Genomic DNA, 24,259 nt, shown 5'->3' on the forward strand with positions numbered 1-24,259 from the left:
TCCAGGGCTTCGTGGCATGGTCACGCCGTTCGCCCCTGAGAGGTTCGATCCGCTGTGCCCGTCCTCTGCGATGCCGATCCGGATCAGTCACATGGGCAGGTCGGCTGCCCGGACGCCATCCTTCGGATTCTTTCGAGCCGGCACGCGAAATTCGCGGCGATCTGCCGCAGTCACCGTCGACGGCGTCGTGCTCATGGACTGCAGGAGAATCCAAGACCTGGCCCACGTGATGAGGCGGACGATCGCCTGTAGCAGCACAAGCAGCAGCGAGAGCAAGAAAGGCGAGATGGTTGCGGGGGCTTCGTTCATAACAGGGGCTGAATCTGCGGCAGTCCGAGAGTCACGAGGCCGTCCGCTCGACCACCCTCCTGCGTCGACCGAGTCGTTCGCCGGACTCGATGCCTTGCGGGCGGTACGTACCGCCAAGGCCGACCCGAAGGCCCTGACTGCGATCCGCTCCGCCCGGCAGCGGATGTGGGCACTGGCCGGCGACCGCAGCTCGCTCGGTCCGGACGGCGCGGTCACCATGGACATCGATACCGCCCTGGTCACCGCGTACTCCGAGAAGCAGGACGCGACGCCGACCTGGAAGCGTGCCTTTGGGCACCCGCTCCTGGCGTTCATCGTCCATGGAGCGGCCGGGACCGGAGCCGGTGGCCGCATACGGGCCGCCCGCGACGCCGGCCTGCGCAACCTGCCCCTCCATGGCGCCGCCCACAACCAGGTCTGGCTGGAGGTTGCCTTCCTCGCCCCGGACCCTCCTGCCTGGCTGCCCGTGTCGGCCCCGAGGGACCTGCCTGCCGCCGGGAGCCCAAGACCCTTCGCCTGAGACTGTTCTCCGTAGCAGCCCGCCTGATCGACACAGGCCGACGCACCTACCTTCGCTTCGCCCGTCACTGGCCCTGGACCGGGGCCCTCACCAGTGCCTTCGCTCGGCTCCAGTCCTACCGGCACCGGACTGGCCGGAGAACCCCGTCCGTCCCGACGAACCGCATCACCCCCGGCGTTGTGAAAATCCACGCCCACCCGAGGCGGCACTCGGGGCCCTCGCCACACCCACAGGGCAGAACACGCCGTCCACGAAAGCCCAGAGCCCGCGTCAACGAGCTGACACAGGCTCATGAACGAGCCAGGCCGGCCCTGGATCAAGCCTTGGCGATATTCCTGCCCGGCATCGGCTCCGCGAGTGCTGTCCGCCATTCAGGCGCACCGAAGGCGTCCGCGAAGTACTGCGTCTCGTGCACCACGTGCCCATCGGCAAACTCCATGATGCTCACCGAGTAGGTGGGCACCCCGTCGTATGTGATGACACACTCGCTCACCCACAGATCCCCGCTGCCAACGATCCGGTGGACCGTGAAGTGCCGATCGGCCGGATGCCCGCCACGTTGCGCCGAAATCGTTGCGCGGCCCCGGAACCGTTCACCTGACTGGGGGTAGTCGAGGATCGCGTCCGCAGCGTAGATGGCGTGCTCGGCTTCGGCATCCCCACGTTCCGATGCCTGCCAGTGCTCTTCGAGTGCGGCCCTGGTGCGGATATCAGGATCCATCGCATTGTCCCTTCTGCAGGCGGCCGGAGCGTTTTGGGGACGTGGGAACGCTTCAAGGCTTCCTCCCAGGACGCTCGGCCGTTGAACGTAATGGGCAACGGTGACAGCGTAGACCGTCCGACGCGGCGACTCGGCTTTCCCCACGGGTACCTGCCGCCCGCGCCGACACCGAGGTGAATCGCAGTGCGCTACAGGTCGTCCGGCCGCTGTCGCACCGGATCGGCGTGAGCCAATCGGCGGTAGCCGGGTCCCATTCCCGAAGCTTTGGGCGATGCCGCCGTCACCGTGGTGGTGCCGGAGCTGCGACCTCGACCGCCCCTCCTCGGGGCGTCGTGTCCCAGACCGTACGGGTGGCCACCAGTGCGTCCGCTGCCTCGGCCGCGTCCTCCTGGTTCGTGCACCATCCCCACGCCCCCCGTGACGGTGCGCCGTTGTAGTGGGTCTCGTCTACGACGCAGTGCTGGGCATCGCAGACAAGGACCTTGTAGGGCAGCTCCGGGGAGGGGTACAGCGGGTGCGCCATCTCCACGATTTCGTCCGGGGCGTTCACGGACCAGCCGGACCGGGGCCGGCGCCGGACCGGGTGGGTGTCGTCCGTCCAGACCGGCGGCCACAGCCCCGCGGCCCTCACCGCCCCGTCCGATCCTTGCAGGGGACGGGGACGGGGACGGGGACGGGGACGAGGGTACCTTCGGTGACAGCGGCCGCCGCCTGGTGCTCGTACAGGTACTCGCGGATGACGGAGCCGCCGGGCACGGGCTCTGCCGCGCCCCACCGACCGGGTGACACCGAACACAGCCGCACCTGTCTGAGAGCCTTCCCCAACTGGGCCATGCAGAGCCGCCGCTACCGACGCACCCTCTCCATCCCCGCGATGAAGCTCTCCCGGCGAGCCGCGCTGAGCGAGGTCGAGCGCCTCGGCGCCCTTGGCCGACTGCTGACCGACTGGAGACACCCATGCGTCTCCGAGTCGCCGGAGTCATCGTGCTCCTCCACGCGCAGCTCGTGAGCCGCATTGTGCGGCTGAGCGTCTACGACGTCATCTGCGATGGGGACACGGTGCCGCTGCGGCTCGGAGAGCCGGCCTCGCCCGTTCCCGCACCGGTCGCTGCCCCTGCTGCTGGATCACATCGCGAACCGCGACAACATGAACACCGCCACCAACCCCGCCCTGACCACCTGTCCGCGCTCCTGAACCAGGTCGGGGTCCCGGCCGCAGCCGCTCGTGGCGCCTCCATCCGGCAGCAACTCCTCGAACTGCCCGCCCCCGTCGTCGCGGACGCTCTCGGGTACCACGACAAGACCACCACCCGGCTCCGCAACGAGGCACCAAGAGGCTCCAAAAGGTTGGACCCCGCCTCCGCGGTGGTCCGTTCTCATGAGTCACGAGGCGAGGTGGGTAGGCGCTCCGTATCGCCGCCAAAGGGCAGGAACACAGCTCGGGTGGCGAGGAGCCACTCGCCGTCGACCTTCTGAAATGTGTCCTCGTAGTGGCCGACGTTGGTGGGGAGCCGCGGCGGGAGCATCCCGTCACGCACCGGCAGTACCGGCTGACGGCCGATCACCTGGCGGGGCACTTCGCCCCGTGGCCCGCTGATGAACTGGCCGGTCTCGTGATGGGCGCGTTCTCCTCCTGCGGGGACACCGCCTACCGTGCGCACGGCGATGCTCTGATGGAGGAGCAGGCGGCACTGGCCGGTCCGGAGAGCTGGCCGTGGATGAGCTGGCTGGCGTCGGCCAGGGCGGAGCAGGGCCGGGTACGGGAGGCGCACGAGCTGGCCGAGCAGGCGTTGGCCCTGTATCCCCGCTCGGGGGTGGCCGCACACGCCCTCGCGCACGCCGAGCATGAGTTGGGAACCGGACGCGCCTGCGGCGACTTCCTGGACCAGTGGCTCCGGGCGGACCCGCAGGCGGTGCAGTCACGGCATCTGAACTGGCACGCCGCACTGCAGTCCATCGCCTGCGGCGACTTCCCGGACGCGCGTCGGCGGGCGGACACGGCACTGGCGCGTACGGATGTCGGCATGCGGGCCGCGACGAACTGGCGTCTGCTCCTGGTCGGACGGTCACCGGCCGGCCAAACCGACCCGGACCTGGTCCGGGAACTGCTCGCCGCACCGGGCGGGATGGCGGAGGTCTTCCACACCTTCAACCTCGCGCTGGCCCTGGCCGTGGAGGCGGCCACCGACGACCTGCGCGTCCCGTCCCGTCGGGCTGCCGCCGACGAACGCCCCGATTTCCGCGATGTCCTGGCTCCCGTGGTGCAAGCTCTGGCGGAGGTCACCGCGGGCCGCCCCCGCGTCGCGGTGGACCTGCTGAGCAGCCTGGGCGAGAAAGCGGAACGGATCGGTGGGGTGCGGGTCGAGCGCGGATCATCCAGGACACCCTCGCCCGTGCCCTCGTCGACGCCGGTCAGCATGTCCGCGCGGCCGGCCTGCTGCACCACCGCACCACCACCCGTCACCACCACACCTACGAGGATCTCCTCCTCGCCGCACGTACGCCGGCTGCCGTGGTCGACCCCCGCTGATCCTCACCACCGGATGGCACGGCCTCTCGTTTCAGCAGGAGCCACGGTGGCTCCGTTCACTTGAAGCCCGCGGCGTCTGGACATCGGTTTGGGGCAGCAGGGAGCGATCTCGAAGCCGGTGGATGTTCACGAGAAGCGTTTCTGGCTCAACTCCCATGACGTCGTCACTGCCCACCACGACAACAGAACTCGATTCCACAGCAGTTGGAAGCTGGCACGGCCGAACATTTTGGCACTTCAGCATCTTGATCCGATTGATGTGACCCTCGGCCACGCCCGAGCTCCGGGGCAGGGTCGGACCGGCGATCACAGCGTCGCGGTAGCGGTCGATGCCCGCGGCGAGGCTACGGAGGTTTGACAGGTCGTCCTGGCGGACGGCGTCGAGCCACTCAGGGAGCCGTTCGCCCTGGCGCTCGGCGAGAATCTGGGCGAAGGACCGGACGTGGCAGTGAGGGTGTCGAACTCGGGACAGTTGGCCAAGGCCGCCTTGAGTCGGAGTTGTCCGATCTCCGGGAGCGCTTCCGGGCGGCTGAGAATCCATCCGGCCACCAGGCGGGGTGCCGGGGGCTGTACGGTGATCGGCCGGGGTGACGTGCGCCTCTTCCTGATGCAGGCGCTGACGAGGCCGTGGCTGCCCTTGCGACCGAGCGGGACGATCTCCTCCCAGAGTTTCCAGGCGTTGGTGCAGCCCTCGTTCCAGCGGTCGTCGGGGTAGGGCTTGCACTCGCGCGGCTGCTCGGCCCCATGTTCGCCGGGGGCGGCAATCGCTCCGCCAGATCGAGCAACCTTCAGGAGCCCTGAGGTCCCGCCACCAGGCCACCGACCGGGAGAACAGGAGTAACCCGCTGTCCAGGGGCTGGCCGCCGTACCCAAGGCTCGAAGAACACGCGGGATGTCGCGCGTGTCGCGCCCACGTGGACGCTCACCGCACCCTGGGCCCGGTCAGCACCTCCACCACCAAGCGGCCCCCTGCGCCAAACTCCACCTGGGTGACAGCGAGCGCATCCGCCTCATCCGGATGCGCTGGCGCGGGCCAGGCGTGAGGATCGGGATACGGGCGGTGGCCGGTTGCCCCTGGTCTGTCTCCTAGCCGGCGGCCGGGCCGCCTCCCGGTAGGGTCTCGCAGCTTGCGCCGTAGCGCGTCGTGTCGACTGACCAGGGGTTCTTGCGCTGTCTCACACCGTGGCAGGAGGCCCTCGTCTCATGGGGTGGCATTTCCTCATGATCGCTGGGGCAAGCGTCCGGGACGGGCTCGTCCGAGCGGGAGGTGCCGAGCGTTGATCTGCCCTCGTCGGCCTGGGCGGATCATCGTAGCGATGCGGTGTACTGGTCGCCCCGGTACCGCCACCAGTGTTTCCGCGAGTGTCGCGTATGAGGAGGCGATGGCAGGGCGAGAGGCGAAGCCCTGTCAGTGGACGACGTCGAAGACGTTCTTCTGCAGGCCGTTGGAGTAGGCCTCGTACTCGACCAGCTTCAGCTTCTGGGTGTCCTTGTCCGTCGTGCTGAACAGGCGCTTGCCGGCGCCGAGCAGCAGCGGGAAGACGAGCAGGTTGTAGCGGTCGATCAGGCCTGCGTCGGACAGAGCGTGGTTGAGGGAGGCGCTGCCGTGGATGATGATCGGGCCTCCCTCGGTCTCCTTGAGTGCGGCGACCTCGTCGAGCGAGCGCAGGATGGTGGTCTCGCCCCAGTTCGAGACGAGGGCGTCGTCGGTGAGCGTGGTGGAGACGACGTACTTCGGCATCGTCTTGTAGTCGGCGAATTCCTCCATGTCCGGCCACACCGGGCTGAACGCCTCGTAGCTGACCCGGCCCAACAGGATCGCGGTGGATTCCCTCTGCTCCCGCCCCTTGATTTCGAACGCCTCGGGGACGAACTCGATGTCCTTGTAGGTCCATCCAGAGTTTCGGTAGCCCGGTTCGCCGCCGGGGCCCTCCACGACGCCGTCGAGCGAGACGAAGGCGGTGCTGATCAGGGGACGCATGAGGTTTCCTTGGTGTCTCGTGTCTGGATTTCGGTTGCATGCTGCCGCTTCGGCCCTGTTCGGGACGGCGGAGAACTGGTGATGACGTATCCCGGAGAGCCGCATCAGGCAGCTCTTCCGGTGGCGCCGGGATCTGGCACACGCCGCGCGTACGGGCGTCCTGAGCGGCGTGCGGAGGTCAGCTGAGGAGTCCGGTCAGCCACTGCTGCCAGGCGGCCTCGGCGTGGTCCGTGTCCGGGCCGAACAGGTGGTGGAACATCAGCGCCATGCCGGAGCCGTGGTGGAAGGTGTAGATCCCGTCGGCGGTGCGGAGCTCCATGCGCTCGTCGTCGGACCAGACGACTTCGCCATCCAGTGGCGGTAGCCCGGCCGGTGTGGCGTGTACCTGCGAGCCCACGGGGGTCGGGCACGGCAGCGACAGCCCTTGGGCGAGTGCCGCCCGCACCTCCAGTGCCGATCGCACGCCGGACGGCGCCAGGGCGAAGACGGGAACGCCGGTGCGTCCGGGGAAGTGCGTCAGGTATTCGCGGAGCGTGTGGAGGTGGAAGGGCCAGCCGCGGCGCAGGGCGTCGTACTCGTCCTGCCAGTCGTCGCCGAGCAGGCCGCTGTGGACGACGCGGAGCACGGTGCTGCCGCCGTCCCGCCCCTCGATCAGGTACTCGAAGGCCATGAACCGGCCGTCCTCGGCAGTGGCTGTGCGAGTCGCGAAGCGTTTGCCGGGCTCGTAGGCGGTGACCACCGCCTCCTCCCGGTGCCCCCCGGTTTCCATGGCGGCGGCCCCGCACTCGCGTGGCTCCACCTCGTTGCGGCCCATGAACCAGGAGTCGATCCCCGGTCCTGTGGCGATCGCTTCCCAGACCTGTTCCGGGCTCGCCGGGAGGGTCGTCTCCCGTTCGATCTCGAAGGGGTGCGTCATGGTGCGTTGTCCTGTCCTGCTTCGGATTCGGTCTCGTGCGCCCCCCCGGATCGCTGCTGCGGGCCGTCCGCGTTCGCGTCAGGGCCGGGCTGCGGCGCGGGGATCTGGTGGAGCCCGACGATCACTCGGTGGCTCCGGCCTTCCGGGGCGGCCTCGTCGTGGTAGCGGCCGACGAGGGCCGCCACCGCCTGGGCCAGCTCATCGGCGAAGGCCGTCCGGTCGGCCGCGGAGGCGAACCGCACCTCGGCGTCGATGCCGAAGCTGGCGACCCGTCGCCGTACTCGGGTCGCGCCGGCCAGCAGCGTGCCGACCTCCTGCACCAGCCGCGCCCCCAGCGCCAGCAGCCAGCGCGCGGAGAGCTGGTCGGGAGACCGGGAAGGATCCGGGCTGACGGCGGCCAAGGCACTGGGGGAGATCACGTAGGAAGCGGCGGTGGCGCGGTACACCCGCTCGGTGACGTTGCCCTTGCGGCGTTCCTCGGCTAGCTCGACCAGCCCGTGACGCTCCAGCTCCTTGAGGTGGTAGTTGACCTTCTGCCGGGGCAGCCCCAGGCGGACGGCCAGCATGGCGGCCGAGCCGGGCTCGGCCAGGGCGGCGAGGATCCGGGACCGTATCGGGTCCAAAGACGACTCGGCCGCAGCGGGTTCTTCGATCACAGCGACGTCCAGCACCGTTCCAGAATCCTTCCGATAAATAATTTTGTCAAGACAAAATTTATTGTCGGTGACCGTTCGGGCTTCGTTGTGCCCGCGTCTTCTGGCCCCCACTGGCGTACCGGGTTGATTTGGCTCCACCGGTCGGCGGTCTCTGAGGGTGGAGGGAGTTCCACGCTTCAGCTTCGACCGCTTCTGTAAAGCAGGCTTGACAGCCGTCGGGGGTGACAAGCCTGCTTGACAGGTGAGGAACACGGTCAGAGAACTGCGATCGTCGCGAGGACTCTCCCAGGGGCAGCTGGGCGCGGCCCTGGGGGTCTCGCGGCAGACGATCAATGCCATTGAGACCGAGCGGTACACGCCGTCCCTGCCGCTCGCCTTCTCCCTGGCCAGGTTCTTCGGGGTCGGCATTGAGGAGATGTTCCATGTCGAAGACAGCCCAACAGGTGAATAGAAAATCGCGGCGGTCGATGCCCGCCTTCTTCCTCGGGATCGGCGTCGTTTGCCTGGTGTCCGCGGCTGTTGGCGGCCACCTCCGCCTTGGTCTGGTGATGCTCAGGGTCGCGGTCTGCGGTCTTGCCTTGATTCTGCTGGCTCGGCGCAGCGAGACCTGCCGGAGCCTCACCGAGGAACCTGACGAACGCTTCGCTCTGATCGGTCAGCGGACCCGGGCAGGCACGGGAGTGGTGCTGACGCTGGGGAATCTCGGCGCCTTCATCGGTGAGTCGGCGTCCGGACGGAGCGGCAACCCGTTCTACTGGATGATGGCGACCGCCGCCCTCGCCTACGTCGTGTTCGTCGCCTTCTTTCGTCGGCACACCTGAGGCGTGGACCTCTCAGCTGTTGGCGGCAACTGTGTGACGACGGGCCCGCGGCGGAGTGGATGCGTCGGGCCGTCTGCTGGACGGATGGCAGGGTGTCTCCCGTCGATCACGGGCATGTCGGGGCTGAGCTGTTCACGGTCGTGCCGGGAGGCCGGAGTGCGTCTGTCGCGGCCTGAGCTGTTCGCTCACATCCGTCGGAGCCGTGCCATGCGTGTGGACGTACGCGACTTCGTCTCGCCCGCCCGCCGAGGCCAGAACCGCCCGTCCTGCGGCCAGCAGCCCACCAACCACGGCCGCCCCTTCGGATAGCGCTCGCCCCGGAGTTGCGGACAGGACTGGTTGACGCACGACCGTGGGGTACCTGTGCGGCCTCGTGCTACGGGAGGTGGTCGCTGAGCGGGGGGACGGTGAGCAGGGTGCGGTAGGAGGCGGTGTCGTCGGGTTCGCCGACGCGGCGGCCGTCGGCTTCGACCCAGGCGTGGGCGGCGAAGGGCGGGGTGCGTACGCCGGTGGACCAGGTGGGCCAGGTGCCGCCGAGGCGGCACAACAGGGCTGTGGCGAGGGAGCGTTGGAGGCAGTAGCGCCCGGAGCACAGGACGCTTACCGCCGTGACGTCCTGCCGGGCCCGCAGGGCCGTGGCGTGGTCGGCGGGCCGCGCTCCGCGGCGCGCGGCCCGCAGCAGGGCCTGTAAGTCCTTGGGTGGCAGGCGGGCCAGTAGCCGTGCGGCGGCGACGGCGGTGCGGGCGGCGGTGCGGCGGCCGAGCGGGGGACGGTTGTGGCCGGTGTCGAGGATCTGGCTCACGGGGCGTCGACCACCAGTCCGCAGCGGGTGAGGCGGTCGAGCAGGGCGGTGACGTCGGCCGTGGCGCGATCGCGGGTGACGGGGCGGGTGGCGGCGAGTCGGTCGGCGATCTGCTGGGGGCCGGCGCCGTCGAGGAGTGCCTGGAGGACGGTGGCGCCGGTTGCGTTGAGCTGCCAGTAGCGGCCGTCGCGTTCGTCGAGCAGGACCATGCCTTCGTCGGTGGGGCAGCAGGCGACGTCAGTGCGCAGTTGTGTCAACGGGGTGCTCCTCGTGCGGGTGGTGGAGGTGGACGAGGTGGGCGGGGGCGGGGTGGGCGGCCAGGTCGCGCAGCCATGCCTCGGCGCCCAGCGTGTTCTCCACTTCCGGGGCGCCGCCGGTGTTCAGGTCGGGGCTGATCAGGGCGCGGCGCAGGAGTTCCTGGTCGGCGAGGCCGGCGGCGGCAAGGTGCGAGGTGTCGGCGATGTCGGACAGGTGGCGGCGGTGCGTGCGCAGGCCGAGGTACCAGTCGGGGCCGCAGTGGTCCTTGGTGGTGCGGTGCAGGATGTGTTCGGGCACCAGGCCCTCCATCGCGGCGGCCAGCAGAGGTTTGTAGGCCCAGGGATGGCCCGCTTCGTGGGGACGGACGGTTAGGCAGGCGGTCAGGACGGCGTCGTCGCATAAGGGGCTGTCCATCGGCAGTTCGTGGGTGATGGATGCCTCGTGGAGGAGGGCAGCACCGCGTCCGGCCTCACGCATCTGGTGGAGCCAGGCGTGTCGGCCGGGGTCGGGGTCCAGCGGCTCGGTGTCTTCGGCTGCGCGGCGCAGGACCGTGGCGACCAGGTCCACGGCTTGGTCGCTCGCCCAGGGCGGCAGGGCCGGCCGGGGGCCCCACGAGTCGGGCCCCGGGTTCGTCCAGGCGCATTCGCGCAGGCGAGCGGCGGCGCCGGTGAGCCAGGCCGGGTAGGAGCCCGCGCCCAGCAGCATCCGCGCGGCGGCCGGCAGGCTCCAACGGCCGCGGGCCCTGAATCCGTTCGTGACCCGCAGCGCGGTGAGGGGGCTACGCCGCCAGAGGGTGTGGAGGTAGGCGGCGGGGGGCTCGACGGCGTGGTCGCCTCCGTGTCCCGACAGGCGCAGCTCGGCTCCCCGGGCGCGCAGCGCGCCGGCCGTGTGGCAGTGCCGTGCTCGGTCGCGCAGGAGCCCCGAGGGCTCCTCCAGGGGTTCGCGGCGTTCGTCGAGACCGGTGAAGCATGCGGGCAAGTCCGCGGAGGTGAAGACCAGGGGTTCGACGCGCGGCAGGCGGTCGGCGGCGAAGCGGGCGTAGTGGTGGTCCTGGTTGCCGGGGCTGTTCCAGTGCTGGGTCGAGGTGACCAGATCGGCGCCGGCTTCGGCAGCCAGGAAACACAGCGATGTGGAATCCATGCCGCCGGACAGATCCGCGGCCAGCACCCGGCCCGGACGCACGCGCAGGGCCACAGCGGCCTGCAGGGCCTCACGCAACAGGCCCGCGGCATCCGCCATGGGCAGGTGTGCGGGCGGTGGCCGCCACCACACGGTGGTGTACGCACGTCCGTCAGGAGCGACGCGGAGAGTGTGGCCGGGCTCGACGGTTTCCACCCCGGTCCACATCGCGGCGTCGGCCAGCGGGTGCGGCAGGCAGGGCGCGGCAAGGCGGGCGGCGACTCGGGCCGGATCAAGGACGGCGTCGGTGGTGAGGTGGGCCAGCGAACGGGCCCGGTCCGCGCACACCGTCAGTCCCTCGACCGTCGCCCGGTACAGGCGTCGGGCCCCGAAGGCGCTCCCGCGCACGTGCATGTGGCCGTCCACGGACGCGGCCACGTGGAAACTGCCGTGCACCCCGTGCAGCGCGGGTTCGACGTCCGCGAGCGTACGGACCCTCTTCAGACGGGCCGTCAGTTCCACAGGCGTCGTCGACGAGGTACCCACGACCGCCAGCGTCCGCCCGCCCTCCGAAGCCAGAACCATCCGCCCCGGCGGCCAGGACCCCACCAGCCACGGCCGGCCCGACGGATGGCACACCACATCGACGGCCCCCTCCCGCAACCGTGCAGCCAACTCCTGCCGCGTCTCCCGATCCGGGAGCGCCACGAACCAGCACGCCACCATGCCACTCACTCAGCAGCCAACTCCCAACGCCTCGCACCAACCGCTACCTGGTACTCCTGCCCCGAACCGCGAACGGGCTGTGGCCCGGCCAGACGGACGGACCCTGGACTCCTTCCGCCGGCGGCTCTCCCGCGACGACGGTCTACCGGGGGTGTGCGGGTGCCGGCCCGCGCCGCATGGCGGCCACGTACCAGCACCCGCACACCGGGTCAGGACCAGACGTACCAGGTAGCGCCCGCCTCGGGATGCACTCCGGTATTGCCCTGGGTGAGGTCGGCGAAGTCGCCGACTTCGGCCAGCAGTGGGGCCTCGTACACGTCAGCGGGCTCGATGTTCAGCGTCTCGCTCAAGGTGAGCACCTCCAGATCAACACGGGCGGACGATCCACCTGCTACCGACAGTGACCCACAAGCCGGACCCGCCACGCCACAACGTCCCGGAGACCACCATCCCAACGAAGGACTGCGAGGCATCCACACCCCGAACACGGGTGAAAGTGAGGCACTTGACGAACGCGTCCGTACGCCCGCCCTGCGCCCCATGCTCCCGAGCAGGCCCCGCTCGACGGTCGGGCCACGGCTGCCGGCCGGTCGAAGAGTTTGATGTGCAGCCCGGCCGCAGGCCGCTGTGGCGGGGGCGCCGACTCCGTAAGGTCAGGTACGGCCGATGCGGGCGCCGCTGTCTGCAGCACAATGCGTCGAAGATCGGGCCGCCTCGGCGGCCCGGCTGCCTTCCGCCCGACGGACTGCCAGGCACCCCGGCCGGCTTCCGCCGGCCACCCCAAACGCGGAACGCGGTCTGGACGGGTCCTGCTGATCGACGTCGGCAGCGGTTGTCGGGCATGGGCTCAGGCACTGGATACGACCCGGGCGGCGGGACTGGATGGGCGTGCTCGCGAAGCGGCTCGGCTCGGCTCCCGGTACGCACCAGGTGTCCGCTCCCGTGCGTGGATCAAGATCCGGTGCGTCCGCACCGCCGAAGCGATCGTCGGAGGGTGGGTGCCCGGCCGCGGCCGGCTCGCCGGTCTCCCCGGCGCGTTCCTGGTGGGGGAGTAGCCCGAGGACACTCCGCGGTGGTGGGCAGTGTCGGAACCGGGTGGAGCGGCAGGGAGCGCACCACCCTCGATGCCCCGCACCACGTTGCCGCAGTCGACGAGTGACCGCTCGACGAGGCCCCGGGATGGCCCTTGCACGGTGGGTGCTGCCCCGCCTGGTCGGCACAGTCCGCCACGCGGCATCGACTGCATCGAGCTCGGCTTCTGATCGCTGCACAGCGCTGTAAGCCACCGAACTCCCTTGCGGCTGCCTCCTCGTGGCTGACCCCCTTGTGAGTGAGCGCTTCAACCGGCGAGTGAGCGTGCGAGTCGGTGACCGGAGCGTTCGGCGTCGACGGCTTGGGCGAGTCGGTCTGCGTAGGTGTCGAGCAGTGGCTTCATCTGCTGACAGTAGGGCTGTTTGTTCTCTTTGTTCTGTTTGAGCCAGTGGACCGGCTCCATGTGCGCCGGCCAGGCCTCCGCTACTTCTCCGACGACCGCGAGCTCGTCGCCACCGCCCACATCGGTGCCCGGGGCGCCCACGGCGAACCGCGATTCGCACTCTGCCTGCCCGAAGCCCGACACGATCCCGAGTACGAGGCGTCAGCCGCCCACGGCGAGAGCGCGTATCGGTGGGATGACCGATGTGCGGGGGGTGGGGGCGTGGCCATAGTCCTCGGGAGAGCGTTCACGGGTGGCCGTGGTGCGCCCGGTTTTCGAAAGGACCTTTTGTGGACACGTATGCGGATCTGGTGTTTCTCGGCGGGCGAGTGGTCACGGTCGATGCGGAGTTCTCCGTCGCCTCGGCCCTGGCGGTGACCGGTGGGGTCATCAGTGCCGTCGGCGGGCGGGACGACGTCGCGCCGCTCGTCGGACCCGACACCCGCGTCGTCGACCTGCGGGGGGCGACGCTGCTTCCCGGTATCAACGATTCCCATCTGCACGGATGCGCCTTCGGCATGTCGACGCCGCCGCTCTCCCTCGACCTCAGCCATCCTGCCGTGTCCTCCCTCGCGGACGTGGCCGAGGAGGTACGGGAGGCCGTCGAGCGGGTTCCGGGCGGACAGTGGATCACGGGGCACGGCTGGGACACCGGTTACCTCGACGAGTGCGTCTCCGATTCGTCGCGGCTGCCCTCGCGGCACGACCTCGACGCGGTGAGTCCGGACCACCCCGTCGTCCTGTACTCCTTCTCCGGGCACGCCACCTGGGTCAACTCCAAGGCACTGGAGCTCATCGGGATCGGCCGGCACACCGTCGCGCCGCCCGGCGGGGCCATCGTCGTGGACGAAGACGGGGAGCCGACCGGGCTGCTCCACGAGGGGGCCCAGGCCCTCATCCAGAACGCGCTGCCGCCGCTCAGCCGGCAGGAGCGGACCGACGCGATCAGGTCGAACCTCGCCACACTCGCCCGGCTCGGCATCACCAGCTACACCGAGCCCGGACTCGGCCCCGGCGGCGACGGCATCATGCGGGGCGCGCTCGGTGCGGAAACCCTCGACGTCTACCGTCGGCTGCTGGCCGACGGCGAACTGACCGCCCGCCTCGGCGTTCTGCTCCTGCCCACCGGTATGGCCAGCACCGCCGAGGAGTTCGCCCGCACCCTCACCGCCCTCGGCGAGTCCGGCGACGCCGATCCTCGACGCCTCGCGATCCACGGGGTCAAGATCTTCGCCGACGGCATCGTCCCCAACAAGACGTCCTGGATGCACGAGCCGTACGTCGGCGGCGGCTGCGGCTCCCTGTGCGTCGGCGGCGAGACCGACGCCGAGCGGATCGCCGAGATCGACGCCATCATCCGGCATGCCCACGCCGCCGGGCACCAGCTGGGCGTCCACGTCACCGGCGACCGGGCGTGCGACACCGTTGCGGATGCCTTCGCCGCTGCCGTGGCCGAGCACCCGCGGCCCGACGCCCGCCACTACGTCATCCACGGCGACCTCCTCACCGAGCACAGCATGAAGGTGCTGGCCGCGCACGGCTTCGGCGTCAACATGAACCCCACCATCAAGTGGACCGTCGCCGACATGGAGGAGGACTTCGTCGGAGCTGAACGGGCCGCGTACGCATGGCCCTACCGCGACGCCATCGACGCCGGAGTACGGGTCGCGAGCGGGTCCGACGCCCCTGTCACGCACCCTGACTGGCGCCAGGGCGTCGCCACCATGATCCTGCGCGAGTCCAAGGCCACAGGCCGCGTCAGCGGCCCCGAGCAGCGCATCGGCCTGGCCGAGGCGATCCGTACGTACACGATCGACGCGGCCTGGCAGGACTTCGCCGACGACTGGAAGGGCTCCCTGGAGCCGGGCAAGGCCGCCGACCTCTGCGTGCTCGACGGCGACCTGCTCACCGCCGACCCCCACGACATCCCGGAGATGCCCGTCGTCCTCACCGTCATGGACGGGCAGGTCGTGCACGACACCCTTCGCGATTGACGTATTCCGAACAAATGATCATCCTTGGGGGATGACAGCGGAGCGGAGCAGAGCGGACATCCTGGACGCGGCTGTCCACGTCCGTGAGGCCGCCAGGAGCGCCACGAGCGGTGCAACCGGCGTCGACACGGTCCTGGCGGCGCTGTCGGAGGTGATGGAGTACGACCACGCCTCCCTGGCCCAATGGGATCCGCTGCACCGGCGCCACACCACCCTGGCCGGGAGCTACCCGGACGACGCCACGGCCTATATCGAGACCCGCCTCCACCACGACCCGGTGTTCTCCGTGCTCCGCAGCCCGGCCCGAGGCGGTCTCTGGCTCAAGGACGTCCCCTGGCAGCTCCTGGCGGCATCCCCGGGCTTCCAGGAAGTGCTGTCTCCCCTCGGTATCGAGGACGGCGTGGCCCAGTGCCTTTTCGCCACCGACGGCCGGTACGTCGGCATGCTGAACGTCAGCACCCGCAGGCCGCGGCGCGCGCCCGATCCGGCGCGCGCTGTGGTCACCCTGCTCACCGAGGCCCTCGCCGCGGCCGTCGATCCCTGCGCAGGCCCGCCGCCCGAGGAGATCGCCGCGGACGCACGGCACCCGGGCGCGCGGCGGCCTGGCGGACTCTCGCCACGAGAGCTCCAGGTGCTGGCCGAACTGACCGCCGGCCGCACCAACCGGGAGATCGCCGAGCGGCTGTTTATCACGCCGCGCACCGTAGGGACCCACATCGAGCACATCCTCGCCAAGCTCGACCTCCCCAACCGATCGGCCGCCGCCGCCCGAGCCGCCGCCTGGGGAATCGAACCCTCCCGCTGATCCGAGTCCGGCAGCGCGAAGCGCTTGGATCGCGGACGTGACCCTGAGGGCCACCCCGTTCCCTCACCTGCTGGAGCGACAACAGAGGGTTGAGGCAGGGCCGCTGGGGCCCCACGCCCGCGGGTTGGACGATCTTGTGCTGCCGTAGGCGCTGCCCGCTCCGTGCTCAACCCGTCGAATCAAATGCATGGTCACGCCTCCGTTGAGCCGCGGTACGGCAATTGCCGCACAGCGTGCTTGTTGTCGCCAGGATCACTGGTGAGCACCCAACTGCCTTCCGATTCGGACCAGGTGATGGCCTTGGCGAGTGTGCCTGCCATCTGGCAGGTTTCTGGGTGTCGGGAGCGTCGCCTCCGCGACCGTGTCGTGATCTCCACCGGGCGGGTACGTGGCAGGAGGTACAAGCTCGAAGCGGGGAGGCGTGGCGTGCGAGATGAGCTTCTCGGGGGCCGCTACCGGTTGGTGCGACACCAGGCGAGGGTGGCAGGGGCCCAGCGTGGGTGGCACGGGCCGGGTGTGGGAGGCCCAGGACGAGACACCGGGTCGGCCCACGGCCGTCTAGGCGATCTCCTCGCTCGCCGGTGGTGGAAGCCGCGGCGACGACGCACGTGCCCGGTCTTCTGCGTGAAGCGCGGATCACCGCCCAATTGCAGCACTCCTACATCGTGACCATCGACGCCCTCGGCGAGACCGGTAGGGGAGACATCAGGGTGCTCCGTTCAAGGGAACTTGCAGGTTGGTGCACGCGAAGGCGACAACTACCGTGCAAAGACATAACCGTGGCCGGCCGCTTCAGCCGGCCACTGAGCGTGGCAGCCGACCAGTTGAGCAACACGTCGGCCGGAGCCACGACCACGGCATCAGGTCAAACGCCTGCATAGGAATTGTGTGCCATATTACGGATGTATCCGACGAAAGGCGCTTTATGAAATTCGCGGTCATCGGTGGTACCGGGCTGATCGGGTCGCAGGTCGTGGACAATCTGAACGCCGCCGGGCACGAGGCGGTACCGCACTCACAGTCCACCGGAATCGACGTCATCAGTGGCCAGGGGCTGGACAAGGCGGTGGCGGGGGCCGATGTCCTCGTCAACCTGACGAACTCCCCGACCTTCGACGAAGCTTCCCCGGCCTTTTTCCGGACCTCAATGGACAACCTTCTGGCCGCGGGGCAGAAGGGGGGCATCCGCCACTTCGTCATTCTCTCGATCGTCGGCGTGGACCAGGTGCCTGAGCTGGACTACTACCGGGCCAAAGCGCTTCAGGAGGACATCCTCGCGGCCGGACCGATTCCCTACTCGATCGTCCGCGCGACGCAGTTCATGGAATTCATCGACGCGGTCCTGTCCTGGACCGCCGACAGTGACACCGTCCGGCTGCCCGCCACGCCGATTCAGCCAATCGCCGCCAAGGACGTGGCCGACGCGGTGGCGGAAGTCGCCGCGGGCGCCCCACTGAAAGGCATTCGAAACATCGCCGGCCCCGAGGTCTTTCCTCTGGACGATCTGGGCCGTATCACCTTGTCCCACAAGTCCGACAGCCGCACCGTCGTCACCGATCCCACCGCCGGCATGTTCTCCGTTGTGAGGGGTGACGTCCTCACCGACAGGGACGCCCACCTCGCCCCCACCCGCTACGCCGACTGGCTCTCCTGAAGCGCTCGCGTCCTTCGGCTTCCCGTTCGGCCGGGCGCGGACGGTTCGAGTAGCCGGCAGCCTCGACGCCCGGCAGAGCGCGACCACAGGCCGGGCGTCCGCGGGTTCCAGTAGCTCCGGCACGAGCGCGCTGGCTACGGCAATGGGTGGTCGGGTCGCCGCCCCGGCCCGCGCCCCGCCATCTGCCCGGACTGCTGCCCAGTGCCCGAAAACCATGGATCATGTTCCGGCATTGGCCCTGGCCCCAGCCCCGGCCACGGCTGACGGCCATCGGGCCGCTGGCGGCGCACATGGGGCCACGCTGTGGACTCAGGCGCGCGGCGGCAAGACCTCGATCACCGTGGCCGTGCCGGCAACAGGTCGGGCTTCGTGCATGGTGATCACGTCACCACACTTCAGATGCCTCCACTGCTCGGGGCGCAAGGGTGCCAGCCGGACGTCGGCGGTCTCTCCCGGGCCGAGCGTTTCCGCGTACTCCACCCACAGCCTTGCGATGCTCAGCCCGCGTTCTCCGTCGGCAGTGTGGTTGCCGATGTCCCACATCGGCCTGAGCCGACCGTCCCCGGAAAAGGCAGTTCGACGTCTGCCCTCCTCCGCATCTGTCAGGCTCAACGTTGCCCGGACAGTGCCGTGCTCGACTTCCCAGCCCCGCCATTGACACCAACGGCGGCTGCGGTCGAGCATCATCTGCCGAGCGGCTTCGGCGAGCAGCCCCCAGAAGTCAAGAGAAACGGGGTGGACATCCCCGATCTCCATGAGAACGCCGAGCACCATCTCCCACTCCTGGCGCCCGATGTCCTCGCGAACATCCCCGACCGTCCGGCCGCTCTCTGCCACGGCGTCCTCGGGCAGCAGATCGACGGCCTGCCGAAGGAGTGTGAACGCGTCATCCATGTGCTGCATTGTCCTCTGTTCCCGGACGCCCCGTTCATGGGCGACCAGGTGGCTGAGCAGGTGAGGCGGAGAACGGGTGTCGGTGAGCTCTGACATTGGTTCTCGAACGAGACGCCGGGAGGTGCCGGCGAGAACCGAGAGCGCGGTGTCGGCGTGTTGGTGACCAGCGGCACAGTCCGGGTCGTGGATCCGAGAGTGGAGTTGGAGCTGTGACAGAAGTAGCGAAGGATTTACAGGATGCGGAGCCGGAGTTCGACGGTACGGGCCTATGGCGTCAGCGGGATTTCATACTGCTGTGGAGCGGCCAGACGGTCAGCGAGATGGGCTCGGCGGTCACCCAGATCGCGCTGCCGCTGCTCGCGGTCGTCGCGCTCAAGGCGAGCACGCTCGAGACCGGGCTCCTGACCGCCGCCACCACGGCGGCGTTCGCGCTGATCGCGTTGCCCGCGGGTGCGCTGGTGGACCGCGGCGCCAAGCGTTCGATCATGATCGTCTGCAATGTTCTCCGCCTGGTGATCATAGGCTCGGTCCCGGTGGCGGCGGCGTTCGGCGTCCTGACGATGGCTCAGCTGTACGTGGTCGCGGTGGCCGCGGGTGTGTGCACGGTGTTCTTCGACGTCTCCTACCAGAGCTATGTGCCGTCGCTGATCCGCACCGAGGACCTGATGGCCGCCAACGGTAAGCTCGGGACGACTCAGGCGTTCGCGCAGCTTGGAGGCCCGAGCCTGGGTGGTGGACTGGTCGGGGTGCTCGGCGCGGCGGGGGCGATGACGGCCGACGCGGTCTCCTACGCGATCTCGGTGCTGTCGATTCTCGGGATCAGGAAGCGGGAGGAGCCGCCGTCGGCGCGGACGGCGGACGAGCCGCTGCGGCGCCGGATCGCCGAGGGACTGAGGTTCGTCGTCGGGCACCGGATTCTGCGGAGGGTCGTGGCGTGCACGGGCACCGCGAACCTGTTCTCCGGGATGAGCTCGGCGCTGGCGATGGTCTTCCTCGTCCGGGTGCTGCACGTGCGCCCCGAGCTGACCGGGCTGATCGTGGCGGGCGCAGCCATCGGCGGGATGGCCGGGGGAGTGTTCGCCGGCCGGCTCGCCAAGAAGGTCGGCTCGGCGCGGATCATCTGGGTGTCGATTCTGGTCTTCAGCGCGCCGCAGGTCATCGCGGCGGCCGCTTGGCGAGGCTGGGGGGTGCTGCTGTTCCCGCTGGGCTGGGGCATCGCGTACTTCGCCGCGATGGTCTACAACGTCGCACAGCTCAGTTACCGGCAGTCGGTGACACCGCCGGAGCTGATGGGCCGTATGAACGCGGCCGTCCGCTGGATCGTGTGGGGCACGATGCCGCTCGGCGGCATCCTCGGCGGAGTACTCGGCACGCTGATCGGCATACGGCCCACACTCTGGCTGGCGTTCGTCGGCTCCTGGGCGGCCGGCTGGTTCGTGTTCTTCTCCCCGCTCCGCCACATGCGCGATGTTCCCCGACCCGCGCCCGCGCCCACCCCCGTTGTTACGAGTTGACGGTGAGCGCGGGGGCGTCGCTGAGGCCTACGACTACGGGGTGGGCGAGGAGCCGTCTCGCCCTGGGCGCCGGTTCCTTGGGCGGCTCGGGCCGAGCGGACTCCAGAGCCCTCTTCACCGCCAAGATGCCGACGCCGTACTTCCGCTGGAGAGCGCGGTTCGACAGGCCGGCGCGCGCGTCGCGGCGGAGCGCCGTGCACAGATCGACCTTGGTCTTCGGCAGCACCCGGGTCTCCTCGTCGTGTTTCACCGCGGCGCGGGCAACGGCCCGGTACTCAATCCCTTCCCACGGGACCGTTCCCGCCGGGGCCGACGAGCTCACGCGCATCGCAACCCGTTGGATCCGCCCCGCAATGAGCGCACCGGGCTCTACCGGTCGACGGTGCCCAAGCGGGAACCACGCAGCATTCCGGACGTGGAGTTCAGCGAGATCTTCGCGCGCCTGCCCTCGCGCCGGGACCGGGTCCTGGTCGCCTTCTACATCTCCACCGGTACCCACGCCGGCGAGCTGCTGACCGCGTGGCAGGGCGGAGTTGATCCGGGACGGGAGCTGATCGCGGTGGTCCGGAAGGGCGCCGGGGAGGTCCAGGAGCTTCTTGCCTCGACCGACGCGTTCGTGTGGCTGCGGCTCTACCAGCTGGAGATGGAGGACTCGGGCCCACGAGGACGGCGGATGCTGCTGTGGTGGACGCTGAGGGACCTGTCCCAGCCGCTTGCCTACCACGCCGCCCACCGGATGTTCGAGCGTGCCAACGCCAAGGCGGGCACCACTGCGACGCTGCATGCCCTGGGGCACACCGCAGCCCATCGGATGGCCGAGGACCCGAATCTCTCCCTCGCTGATGTCCAATTCGTCATTGAACACCGGAAGTTGGCAACGGTGCAGCTCTACCTCACCCCTCGCAAGGAGGCAGTGGTCCGTCGGCTGCTGGCTCATCACACCGAGCAGACCCGGCAGGCCGCCGCACGCACTATCCCCCTTCCGGCATCGGGTTACCGGCCGGAAAGCCTGGACATCCTGTTTGGAGCGGGCACCACGATCATCTGCCGCGTACGCGACGCTTCAGGCGCCATCCCCTTGGTCCGCGCCTACGACTGGCACGAGAACGAATGGCTGGAGCCGACTCCGCTCCCTTTCCAGCGCTCCGTCCGTACCGAGAAGCGCCGACCCCGACCAGCGGATGCGTCTCGTCGAGATCCGCGACAGTCTTCACGCCCGCATCGCGGAGGCCGAACGCGAAGGATGGCTTGGCGATGTCGAGGGACTGAAGATCAGTCTCGTCGGCGCTGAGGAAAATCTCGCACAGCTCGACCGCCGTCCCGCCCCCGCAGCGTTGTTGATCTCGGCATCCCCATGGTGAATCACACCGGGAACACGAAGAGTCCGAGAGCCTGGCCCGCACCCGGCGGCCACTGAATCATCCCAACACCCGCTTGATTGCGCCGCGATGGCGAAGTGCAGAGAACGGGCGGTGAGCCCTGATCGCGAGTCGAAGCCTGGACCTGTCGGCTCCCTGCCCGGCAAGTTGGATGCGGTCGTGCGTTCGGCCAGACAGCCCCTACCTAGGCCTTGCGGGCGAGCAGTTGGATCTCCTGGAACTGCCGTCGGTCGGTGGGCTGAGGCTCGCGAACCATCCGGGCTACCTCGGCCAACCCGGACTTGCGCAGCATCGCGGCGAGGTGATCGGGCGACCACCGATAGGCCGGCGTGACTGCGTGATCGAAGACCTGCGTCGGGTGAGACGGGTCATCGCTTGCTGAAAAGCCGACCAGAAGGTGGCCGCCAGGTGCCAGCACACGATGGAACTCCGCCAGGATGACGGGGAGTTCCTGCGGCGGGGTGTGGATGATGGACCAACGTGAGAGTACGCCGCCCAGCGCGCCGTCAGCGATGCTCAACGCAGCCATCGAGCCCACGTCGAACCGCAGGCCCGGATAGGCCTGTCGAGCCAGCTCGATCATCGCAGGAGAGGCATCAACGCCAAACGCCGCCAGCCCCAACTCGTCCAGATATGCGGTGATATAGCCAGGGCCACATCCCAGGTCCGCGACCTGACCGTCCCCACTCGCACTCACGACCTCGGCGAAGGCACTCAAGATCGCGCGGTCCAGGGGACTGTCACGCAGCGTGTCGCGGAACAGCTGCGCATAGGTGGGGGCAGCAGCGTCGTAGGCCTCGCGGGTGGCACTGAGGGCATCGTGTTCGATCACGCTCGCGATAGTAGTTCCTGGCGCTGAGGCGAGCCGAGAGGATCACGATCCTCCCTCCCGCCGGTCCGCCCGGGTTATCGCTAGTTCAGAGATTAGAGCATCCGCCACGGCGTCTTCTCCCGCAGGTGGGCGTCGCGGCGGGCGATCAGCGAGTCAATGGCCATCTTTGAGCGGGCTGGGGTCTCTGAGTCCGGCGGGGCCGTCCGCTTTGCCCATGCCGACACCTTCGGGCCGTCGCACCCCCTGCTCGCCGCACCAGCCCAGCCACGACAGCGCCGATGCCCGGCGGGCTTCCAGGTGTTGACCGCAGCCTCGCCCCAGAAGTGTTCGAGGACGCCGCCGATCTCGTCGTCCGCGACCGTCGCGAGCGGGCGGGTCTCGCCGAGCCATTCGACGGTCTTACCGACCCCGGTCCCGTAGTTGCGGACCGTGTTCGCGTTGCCGAGTGAGTCGAGGAACGCTTCCGCTGCGCTCTGTACGGCGGCGGGAGGGATTGGGCCACGAGAGCACGACCGTGCCAGTCAGAGATCAACGAAACCGGCCCGGGGCCCCAGCCTTGATGGTGACGACGAGCAGGAGTGAGCGGGATCGGGCCGCGTAGGCGGGGAAGCCGGCCACGACAGGGGTGCGCTTGTGGTCGGCGAGCTGTCCGCAGGGTTCTTCGAGTGCGCTGGTGGTGCGGGCGGAGCCGACACCACCGATCGTGTCGATGACCTCGTGATCCAGGTCGAGAGCGGCGTCGACGCCGCCGAGGGAAAGGTGGGCCAGGCTTGCCGGACCTGGTCGATCACGGCGTCGCGCCTCTCGCGGTCGTTGTTGCGGGGCCTTCGCGGGCGCTGGCTGTGCGGAGGTTCTCCGGGGCACGCGGGGAACGTGACGAGGCCCTTCCCCCACCGGGGGGAAGGGCCTCGCGAGTGAGCGCTGGGCAGGCCTTGCACCTGCATTTCCCCGCAGGAAGCGGGGTGTCTTTCCTTGGACCACCAACGCAGCGTCAGTTGCCGCAGGCCGCGGCGAACTTCCAAGATCAACTATAGCGCATGCGGTCGTCGGTCGGTCCAGCCATCACGGAGACGGTGCTGGACGATGCGTTGTCCCCGATAGAGGCGATCCGCACCCAGCGGCGACGTCGGACAGCGAGGCCGCTGCCCTACGACGTGCACGAGCCGGGCAGGCCGGGACGGCTCACAGCGTGCCGCAGCTGGGGGTGGACCGCTTGACGCGGAACGTGCGTCTCATTGCTCGCCGTCGAGGCCCTGGACGTCGACAGGCTGTGTTCCGTTGAAGGTCACGAGGATTCCGTAGGGGTCTGCCAGTCGGAGCCCGCTCTCGGCGAAGCGGATTGCCCAGGTCTGGTCGGCCCACACCGTTGCTTCGGGGACTGCCAGTGGCAACTCTGGAAGGTCCAGCCGGCTCAGTTCTTCGGCTGTGAGTTCAAAGTGTCGTTCCCGGAGTCGGGTGCGGCAGTACTCCAGGGCTTGGTCGACGAAGACGCCGAAACGGCTCACAACGTCGTGAGCGAGTTGGAGGGTGGACTCTTCCGGCGGGGCGGCCGGCTCGATCACCAGGCATATCCTGGCCGGTTCCGCGCCTGCCGGCTCCGGGAAGTAGCCGGTCCAGCAGGCCAGTGACGGAGGGCTCTCCGTCCGTGTCAACGCGAGCCCGGCGATATGCAGGGTTGAGGGCAGCTCCGTGTCAACGCCAGGTCCTTCAGTGCCCGAGCCGCTCGGTGGTGCGCCGTTGTCGAACATTGGCTCAGCCTAGGCCAAGCCCGGTCACGACGATGACCGACAGCCGAGGCACATGGTGATTCACGTGGCCGCTTCTGCCGCCGTGTCAAGCCCTGTTCGCGCGGCCTGCAATAGGGGGCAGGCCGGCCAACCCGGGTGCGCGGGGGACGACCCCGGCCTGTTCCCGCTCCGCGCCCGTGAGCGGTGTCCGACTCGGGCGCGCGAGGGACGAGCCAAATGCGTCAAAGGTGCCGTGAGCCGTGTGGTGACCGGATGCCGTACGGAAATGAGGCGGTCAGACTCGTCGTCTGGTTCGACAGCTGAGCAGGGCGAGGGGGATGAGCCTCTGCCCGATACCCCGCGGTCGTTCGAGACAGTGCTGTGCCTGCCGGACCCGTTCAATGCGACTTTCCGGGACTCGTTCAGCTCCAGTGGGAATACCCCAGCCGTACGCCCGTCCATAGCCGCTTCGTTGATGCCCGGTCCGAATCGCGAGGCTCCCAGATGTTCGCCGCCACGTCCGCCGCGCACCGCACCGCCGCATCAGCCGCCAAGGCCAAGGCGGCGTCCCCGGTCCGCACCCAGACGCTGGCGGACGGCAGCAAGGCCGAGATCTACGAGCTCGGT

The 24,259-nt window shown here is 69.2% G+C and carries 28 protein-coding genes and 1 pseudogene; 11 read left to right on the plus strand and 18 right to left on the minus strand.

The window, feature by feature from the left end; translation table 11 throughout:
- Positions 1 to 87: 87 nt before the first annotated feature.
- Positions 88 to 309 (minus strand): hypothetical protein, encoded by a 222-nt coding sequence (locus ACIOMQ_RS32530; protein WP_401759415.1) that lies wholly within the window; start codon positions 307 to 309, stop codon positions 88 to 90.
- A gap of 94 nt (positions 310 to 403) precedes the next feature.
- Here ACIOMQ_RS32530 and ACIOMQ_RS32535 point away from each other — a divergent pair, with 94 nt between their 5' ends.
- Positions 404 to 829: a hypothetical protein gene (locus tag ACIOMQ_RS32535; RefSeq protein ID WP_362211367.1), complete on the plus strand. Its 426-nt coding sequence runs from the start codon at positions 404 to 406 to the stop codon at positions 827 to 829.
- Positions 830 to 1,145: 316 nt separating this feature from the next.
- Here ACIOMQ_RS32535 and ACIOMQ_RS32540 read toward each other — a convergent pair whose 3' ends face one another.
- Complete coding sequence (locus tag ACIOMQ_RS32540) at positions 1,146 to 1,550, minus strand: nuclear transport factor 2 family protein (RefSeq protein WP_362211294.1); 405 nt, start codon at positions 1,548 to 1,550, stop codon at positions 1,146 to 1,148.
- 280 nt (positions 1,551 to 1,830) lie between these two features.
- Positions 1,831 to 2,181 carry a hypothetical protein gene (locus ACIOMQ_RS32545; RefSeq protein WP_401269416.1) on the minus strand — a complete coding sequence of 117 codons (351 nt, stop codon included), beginning with the start codon at positions 2,179 to 2,181 and terminating at the stop codon, positions 1,831 to 1,833.
- 105 nt (positions 2,182 to 2,286) lie between these two features.
- Here ACIOMQ_RS32545 and ACIOMQ_RS32550 point away from each other — a divergent pair, with 105 nt between their 5' ends.
- On the plus strand, positions 2,287 to 2,559 hold the full coding sequence (locus ACIOMQ_RS32550; RefSeq protein ID WP_401269413.1) for a hypothetical protein: 273 nt from the start codon (positions 2,287 to 2,289) through the stop codon (positions 2,557 to 2,559).
- Positions 2,560 to 2,675: 116 nt separating this feature from the next.
- Here the strand turns inward: ACIOMQ_RS32550 and ACIOMQ_RS32555 are convergent, their stop codons facing one another.
- Positions 2,676 to 2,846, minus strand: a complete 171-nt coding sequence (locus ACIOMQ_RS32555; RefSeq protein ID WP_362211300.1) for a hypothetical protein — start codon at positions 2,844 to 2,846, stop codon at positions 2,676 to 2,678.
- A 194-nt stretch (positions 2,847 to 3,040) separates the two neighbouring features.
- On the opposite strand from ACIOMQ_RS32555, the gene ACIOMQ_RS32560 reads away from it, so the two are divergent.
- Both ACIOMQ_RS32560 and ACIOMQ_RS32565 read left to right on the plus strand, forming a co-directional pair.
- Positions 3,041 to 4,144, plus strand: a complete 1,104-nt coding sequence (locus ACIOMQ_RS32560) for a hypothetical protein (RefSeq protein ID WP_402191466.1) — start codon at positions 3,041 to 3,043, stop codon at positions 4,142 to 4,144.
- Between the two features lie 54 nt (positions 4,145 to 4,198).
- A complete protein-coding gene (locus ACIOMQ_RS32565; protein ID WP_402191468.1) occupies positions 4,199 to 4,438 on the plus strand; it encodes a hypothetical protein in 240 nt (79 codons plus the stop codon).
- Positions 4,439 to 5,488: 1,050 nt separating this feature from the next.
- Here the strand turns inward: ACIOMQ_RS32565 and ACIOMQ_RS32570 are convergent.
- The 3 genes from ACIOMQ_RS32570 to ACIOMQ_RS32580 all read right to left on the minus strand — a co-directional run bounded on the left by ACIOMQ_RS32570 (position 5,489) and on the right by ACIOMQ_RS32580 (position 7,648).
- Positions 5,489 to 6,061 (minus strand): dihydrofolate reductase family protein, encoded by a 573-nt coding sequence (locus ACIOMQ_RS32570; RefSeq protein WP_401759423.1) that lies wholly within the window; start codon positions 6,059 to 6,061, stop codon positions 5,489 to 5,491.
- A 178-nt stretch (positions 6,062 to 6,239) separates the two neighbouring features.
- Complete coding sequence (locus tag ACIOMQ_RS32575) at positions 6,240 to 6,977, minus strand: SRPBCC domain-containing protein (RefSeq protein WP_362211310.1); 738 nt, start codon at positions 6,975 to 6,977, stop codon at positions 6,240 to 6,242.
- The gene (locus tag ACIOMQ_RS32580) at positions 6,974 to 7,648 is read right to left on the minus strand and encodes an ArsR/SmtB family transcription factor (protein ID WP_402191470.1); all 675 of its coding nucleotides are present in this window, start codon (positions 7,646 to 7,648) and stop codon (positions 6,974 to 6,976) included. The genes ACIOMQ_RS32575 and ACIOMQ_RS32580 overlap by 4 nt, the downstream gene beginning before the upstream one ends.
- Before the next feature lie 226 nt (positions 7,649 to 7,874).
- Here ACIOMQ_RS32580 and ACIOMQ_RS32585 point away from each other — a divergent pair, with 226 nt between their 5' ends.
- Together ACIOMQ_RS32585 and ACIOMQ_RS32590 are read left to right on the plus strand one after the other, a co-directional pair.
- Positions 7,875 to 8,084 carry a helix-turn-helix transcriptional regulator gene (locus ACIOMQ_RS32585; protein ID WP_402191472.1) on the plus strand — a complete coding sequence of 70 codons (210 nt, stop codon included), beginning with the start codon at positions 7,875 to 7,877 and terminating at the stop codon, positions 8,082 to 8,084.
- Positions 8,056 to 8,454 (plus strand): hypothetical protein, encoded by a 399-nt coding sequence (locus ACIOMQ_RS32590; protein WP_402191475.1) that lies wholly within the window; start codon positions 8,056 to 8,058, stop codon positions 8,452 to 8,454. The genes ACIOMQ_RS32585 and ACIOMQ_RS32590 overlap by 29 nt, the downstream gene beginning before the upstream one ends.
- Before the next feature lie 376 nt (positions 8,455 to 8,830).
- Here the strand turns inward: ACIOMQ_RS32590 and ACIOMQ_RS32595 are convergent, their stop codons facing one another.
- From ACIOMQ_RS32595 to ACIOMQ_RS32615, 5 genes are all read right to left on the minus strand, one after another.
- On the minus strand, positions 8,831 to 9,256 hold the full coding sequence (locus ACIOMQ_RS32595) for a lasso peptide biosynthesis B2 protein (RefSeq protein WP_401759431.1): 426 nt from the start codon (positions 9,254 to 9,256) through the stop codon (positions 8,831 to 8,833).
- Positions 9,253 to 9,513 carry a lasso peptide biosynthesis PqqD family chaperone gene (locus ACIOMQ_RS32600; RefSeq protein WP_401269393.1) on the minus strand — a complete coding sequence of 87 codons (261 nt, stop codon included), beginning with the start codon at positions 9,511 to 9,513 and terminating at the stop codon, positions 9,253 to 9,255. Before ACIOMQ_RS32600 ends, ACIOMQ_RS32595 begins: the two co-directional genes overlap by 4 nt.
- Positions 9,494 to 11,179, minus strand: a complete 1,686-nt coding sequence (locus ACIOMQ_RS32605) for an asparagine synthase-related protein (RefSeq protein ID WP_402191477.1) — start codon at positions 11,177 to 11,179, stop codon at positions 9,494 to 9,496. The genes ACIOMQ_RS32600 and ACIOMQ_RS32605 overlap by 20 nt, the downstream gene beginning before the upstream one ends.
- 389 nt (positions 11,180 to 11,568) lie before the next feature.
- Positions 11,569 to 11,709 carry a lasso RiPP family leader peptide-containing protein gene (locus ACIOMQ_RS32610; RefSeq protein WP_362211331.1) on the minus strand — a complete coding sequence of 47 codons (141 nt, stop codon included), beginning with the start codon at positions 11,707 to 11,709 and terminating at the stop codon, positions 11,569 to 11,571.
- 989 nt (positions 11,710 to 12,698) lie between these two features.
- A complete protein-coding gene (locus tag ACIOMQ_RS32615; RefSeq protein ID WP_362211334.1) occupies positions 12,699 to 12,977 on the minus strand; it encodes a hypothetical protein in 279 nt (92 codons plus the stop codon).
- A 146-nt stretch (positions 12,978 to 13,123) separates the two neighbouring features.
- Here ACIOMQ_RS32615 and ACIOMQ_RS32620 point away from each other — a divergent pair, with 146 nt between their 5' ends.
- The 3 genes from ACIOMQ_RS32620 to ACIOMQ_RS32630 all read left to right on the plus strand — a co-directional run bounded on the left by ACIOMQ_RS32620 (position 13,124) and on the right by ACIOMQ_RS32630 (position 17,286).
- Positions 13,124 to 14,827: an amidohydrolase gene (locus tag ACIOMQ_RS32620; protein WP_401941598.1), complete on the plus strand. Its 1,704-nt coding sequence runs from the start codon at positions 13,124 to 13,126 to the stop codon at positions 14,825 to 14,827.
- Positions 14,828 to 14,858: 31 nt separating this feature from the next.
- Positions 14,859 to 15,632 carry a LuxR C-terminal-related transcriptional regulator gene (locus ACIOMQ_RS32625; RefSeq protein WP_402191480.1) on the plus strand — a complete coding sequence of 258 codons (774 nt, stop codon included), beginning with the start codon at positions 14,859 to 14,861 and terminating at the stop codon, positions 15,630 to 15,632.
- Positions 15,633 to 16,557: 925 nt separating this feature from the next.
- Entirely contained in the window at positions 16,558 to 17,286 is a 729-nt protein-coding gene (locus ACIOMQ_RS32630; protein ID WP_401269383.1) for an SDR family oxidoreductase, read from the plus strand.
- 309 nt (positions 17,287 to 17,595) lie between these two features.
- Here ACIOMQ_RS32630 and ACIOMQ_RS32635 read toward each other — a convergent pair whose 3' ends face one another.
- Positions 17,596 to 18,189, minus strand: coding sequence for a hypothetical protein (locus ACIOMQ_RS32635; protein ID WP_362211346.1), 594 nt, complete (start codon positions 18,187 to 18,189; stop codon positions 17,596 to 17,598).
- Between the two features lie 200 nt (positions 18,190 to 18,389).
- Between ACIOMQ_RS32635 and ACIOMQ_RS32640 the strand changes: the two genes are divergently transcribed.
- Complete coding sequence (locus ACIOMQ_RS32640) at positions 18,390 to 19,694, plus strand: MFS transporter (RefSeq protein ID WP_402191484.1); 1,305 nt, start codon at positions 18,390 to 18,392, stop codon at positions 19,692 to 19,694.
- Here ACIOMQ_RS32640 and ACIOMQ_RS32645 read toward each other — a convergent pair.
- Positions 19,684 to 19,944, minus strand: coding sequence for a hypothetical protein (locus ACIOMQ_RS32645; protein WP_362211352.1), 261 nt, complete (start codon positions 19,942 to 19,944; stop codon positions 19,684 to 19,686). The genes ACIOMQ_RS32640 and ACIOMQ_RS32645 overlap by 11 nt on opposite strands.
- 165 nt (positions 19,945 to 20,109) lie before the next feature.
- Here ACIOMQ_RS32645 and ACIOMQ_RS32650 point away from each other — a divergent pair, with 165 nt between their 5' ends.
- Positions 20,110 to 20,985, plus strand: a complete 876-nt coding sequence (locus ACIOMQ_RS32650; protein WP_402191486.1) for a tyrosine-type recombinase/integrase — start codon at positions 20,110 to 20,112, stop codon at positions 20,983 to 20,985.
- A gap of 272 nt (positions 20,986 to 21,257) precedes the next feature.
- Here the strand turns inward: ACIOMQ_RS32650 and ACIOMQ_RS32655 are convergent, their stop codons facing one another.
- From ACIOMQ_RS32655 to ACIOMQ_RS32670, 4 genes and pseudogenes are all read right to left on the minus strand, one after another.
- Positions 21,258 to 21,905 (minus strand): methyltransferase domain-containing protein, encoded by a 648-nt coding sequence (locus ACIOMQ_RS32655; RefSeq protein ID WP_362211358.1) that lies wholly within the window; start codon positions 21,903 to 21,905, stop codon positions 21,258 to 21,260.
- Positions 21,906 to 22,000: 95 nt separating this feature from the next.
- Positions 22,001 to 22,426, minus strand: a pseudogene (locus ACIOMQ_RS32660) (site-specific integrase); the annotation flags it as partial.
- Positions 22,427 to 22,433: 7 nt separating this feature from the next.
- Positions 22,434 to 22,769 (minus strand): hypothetical protein, encoded by a 336-nt coding sequence (locus tag ACIOMQ_RS32665; RefSeq protein WP_402191488.1) that lies wholly within the window; start codon positions 22,767 to 22,769, stop codon positions 22,434 to 22,436.
- Between the two features lie 368 nt (positions 22,770 to 23,137).
- On the minus strand, positions 23,138 to 23,653 hold the full coding sequence (locus ACIOMQ_RS32670) for a hypothetical protein (protein ID WP_402191491.1): 516 nt from the start codon (positions 23,651 to 23,653) through the stop codon (positions 23,138 to 23,140).
- Positions 23,654 to 24,259 lie beyond the last annotated feature (606 nt).

The sequence above is a fragment of the Streptomyces sp. NPDC087845 genome (assembly GCF_044742755.1).
Taxonomy (GTDB): domain Bacteria; phylum Actinomycetota; class Actinomycetes; order Streptomycetales; family Streptomycetaceae; genus Streptomyces.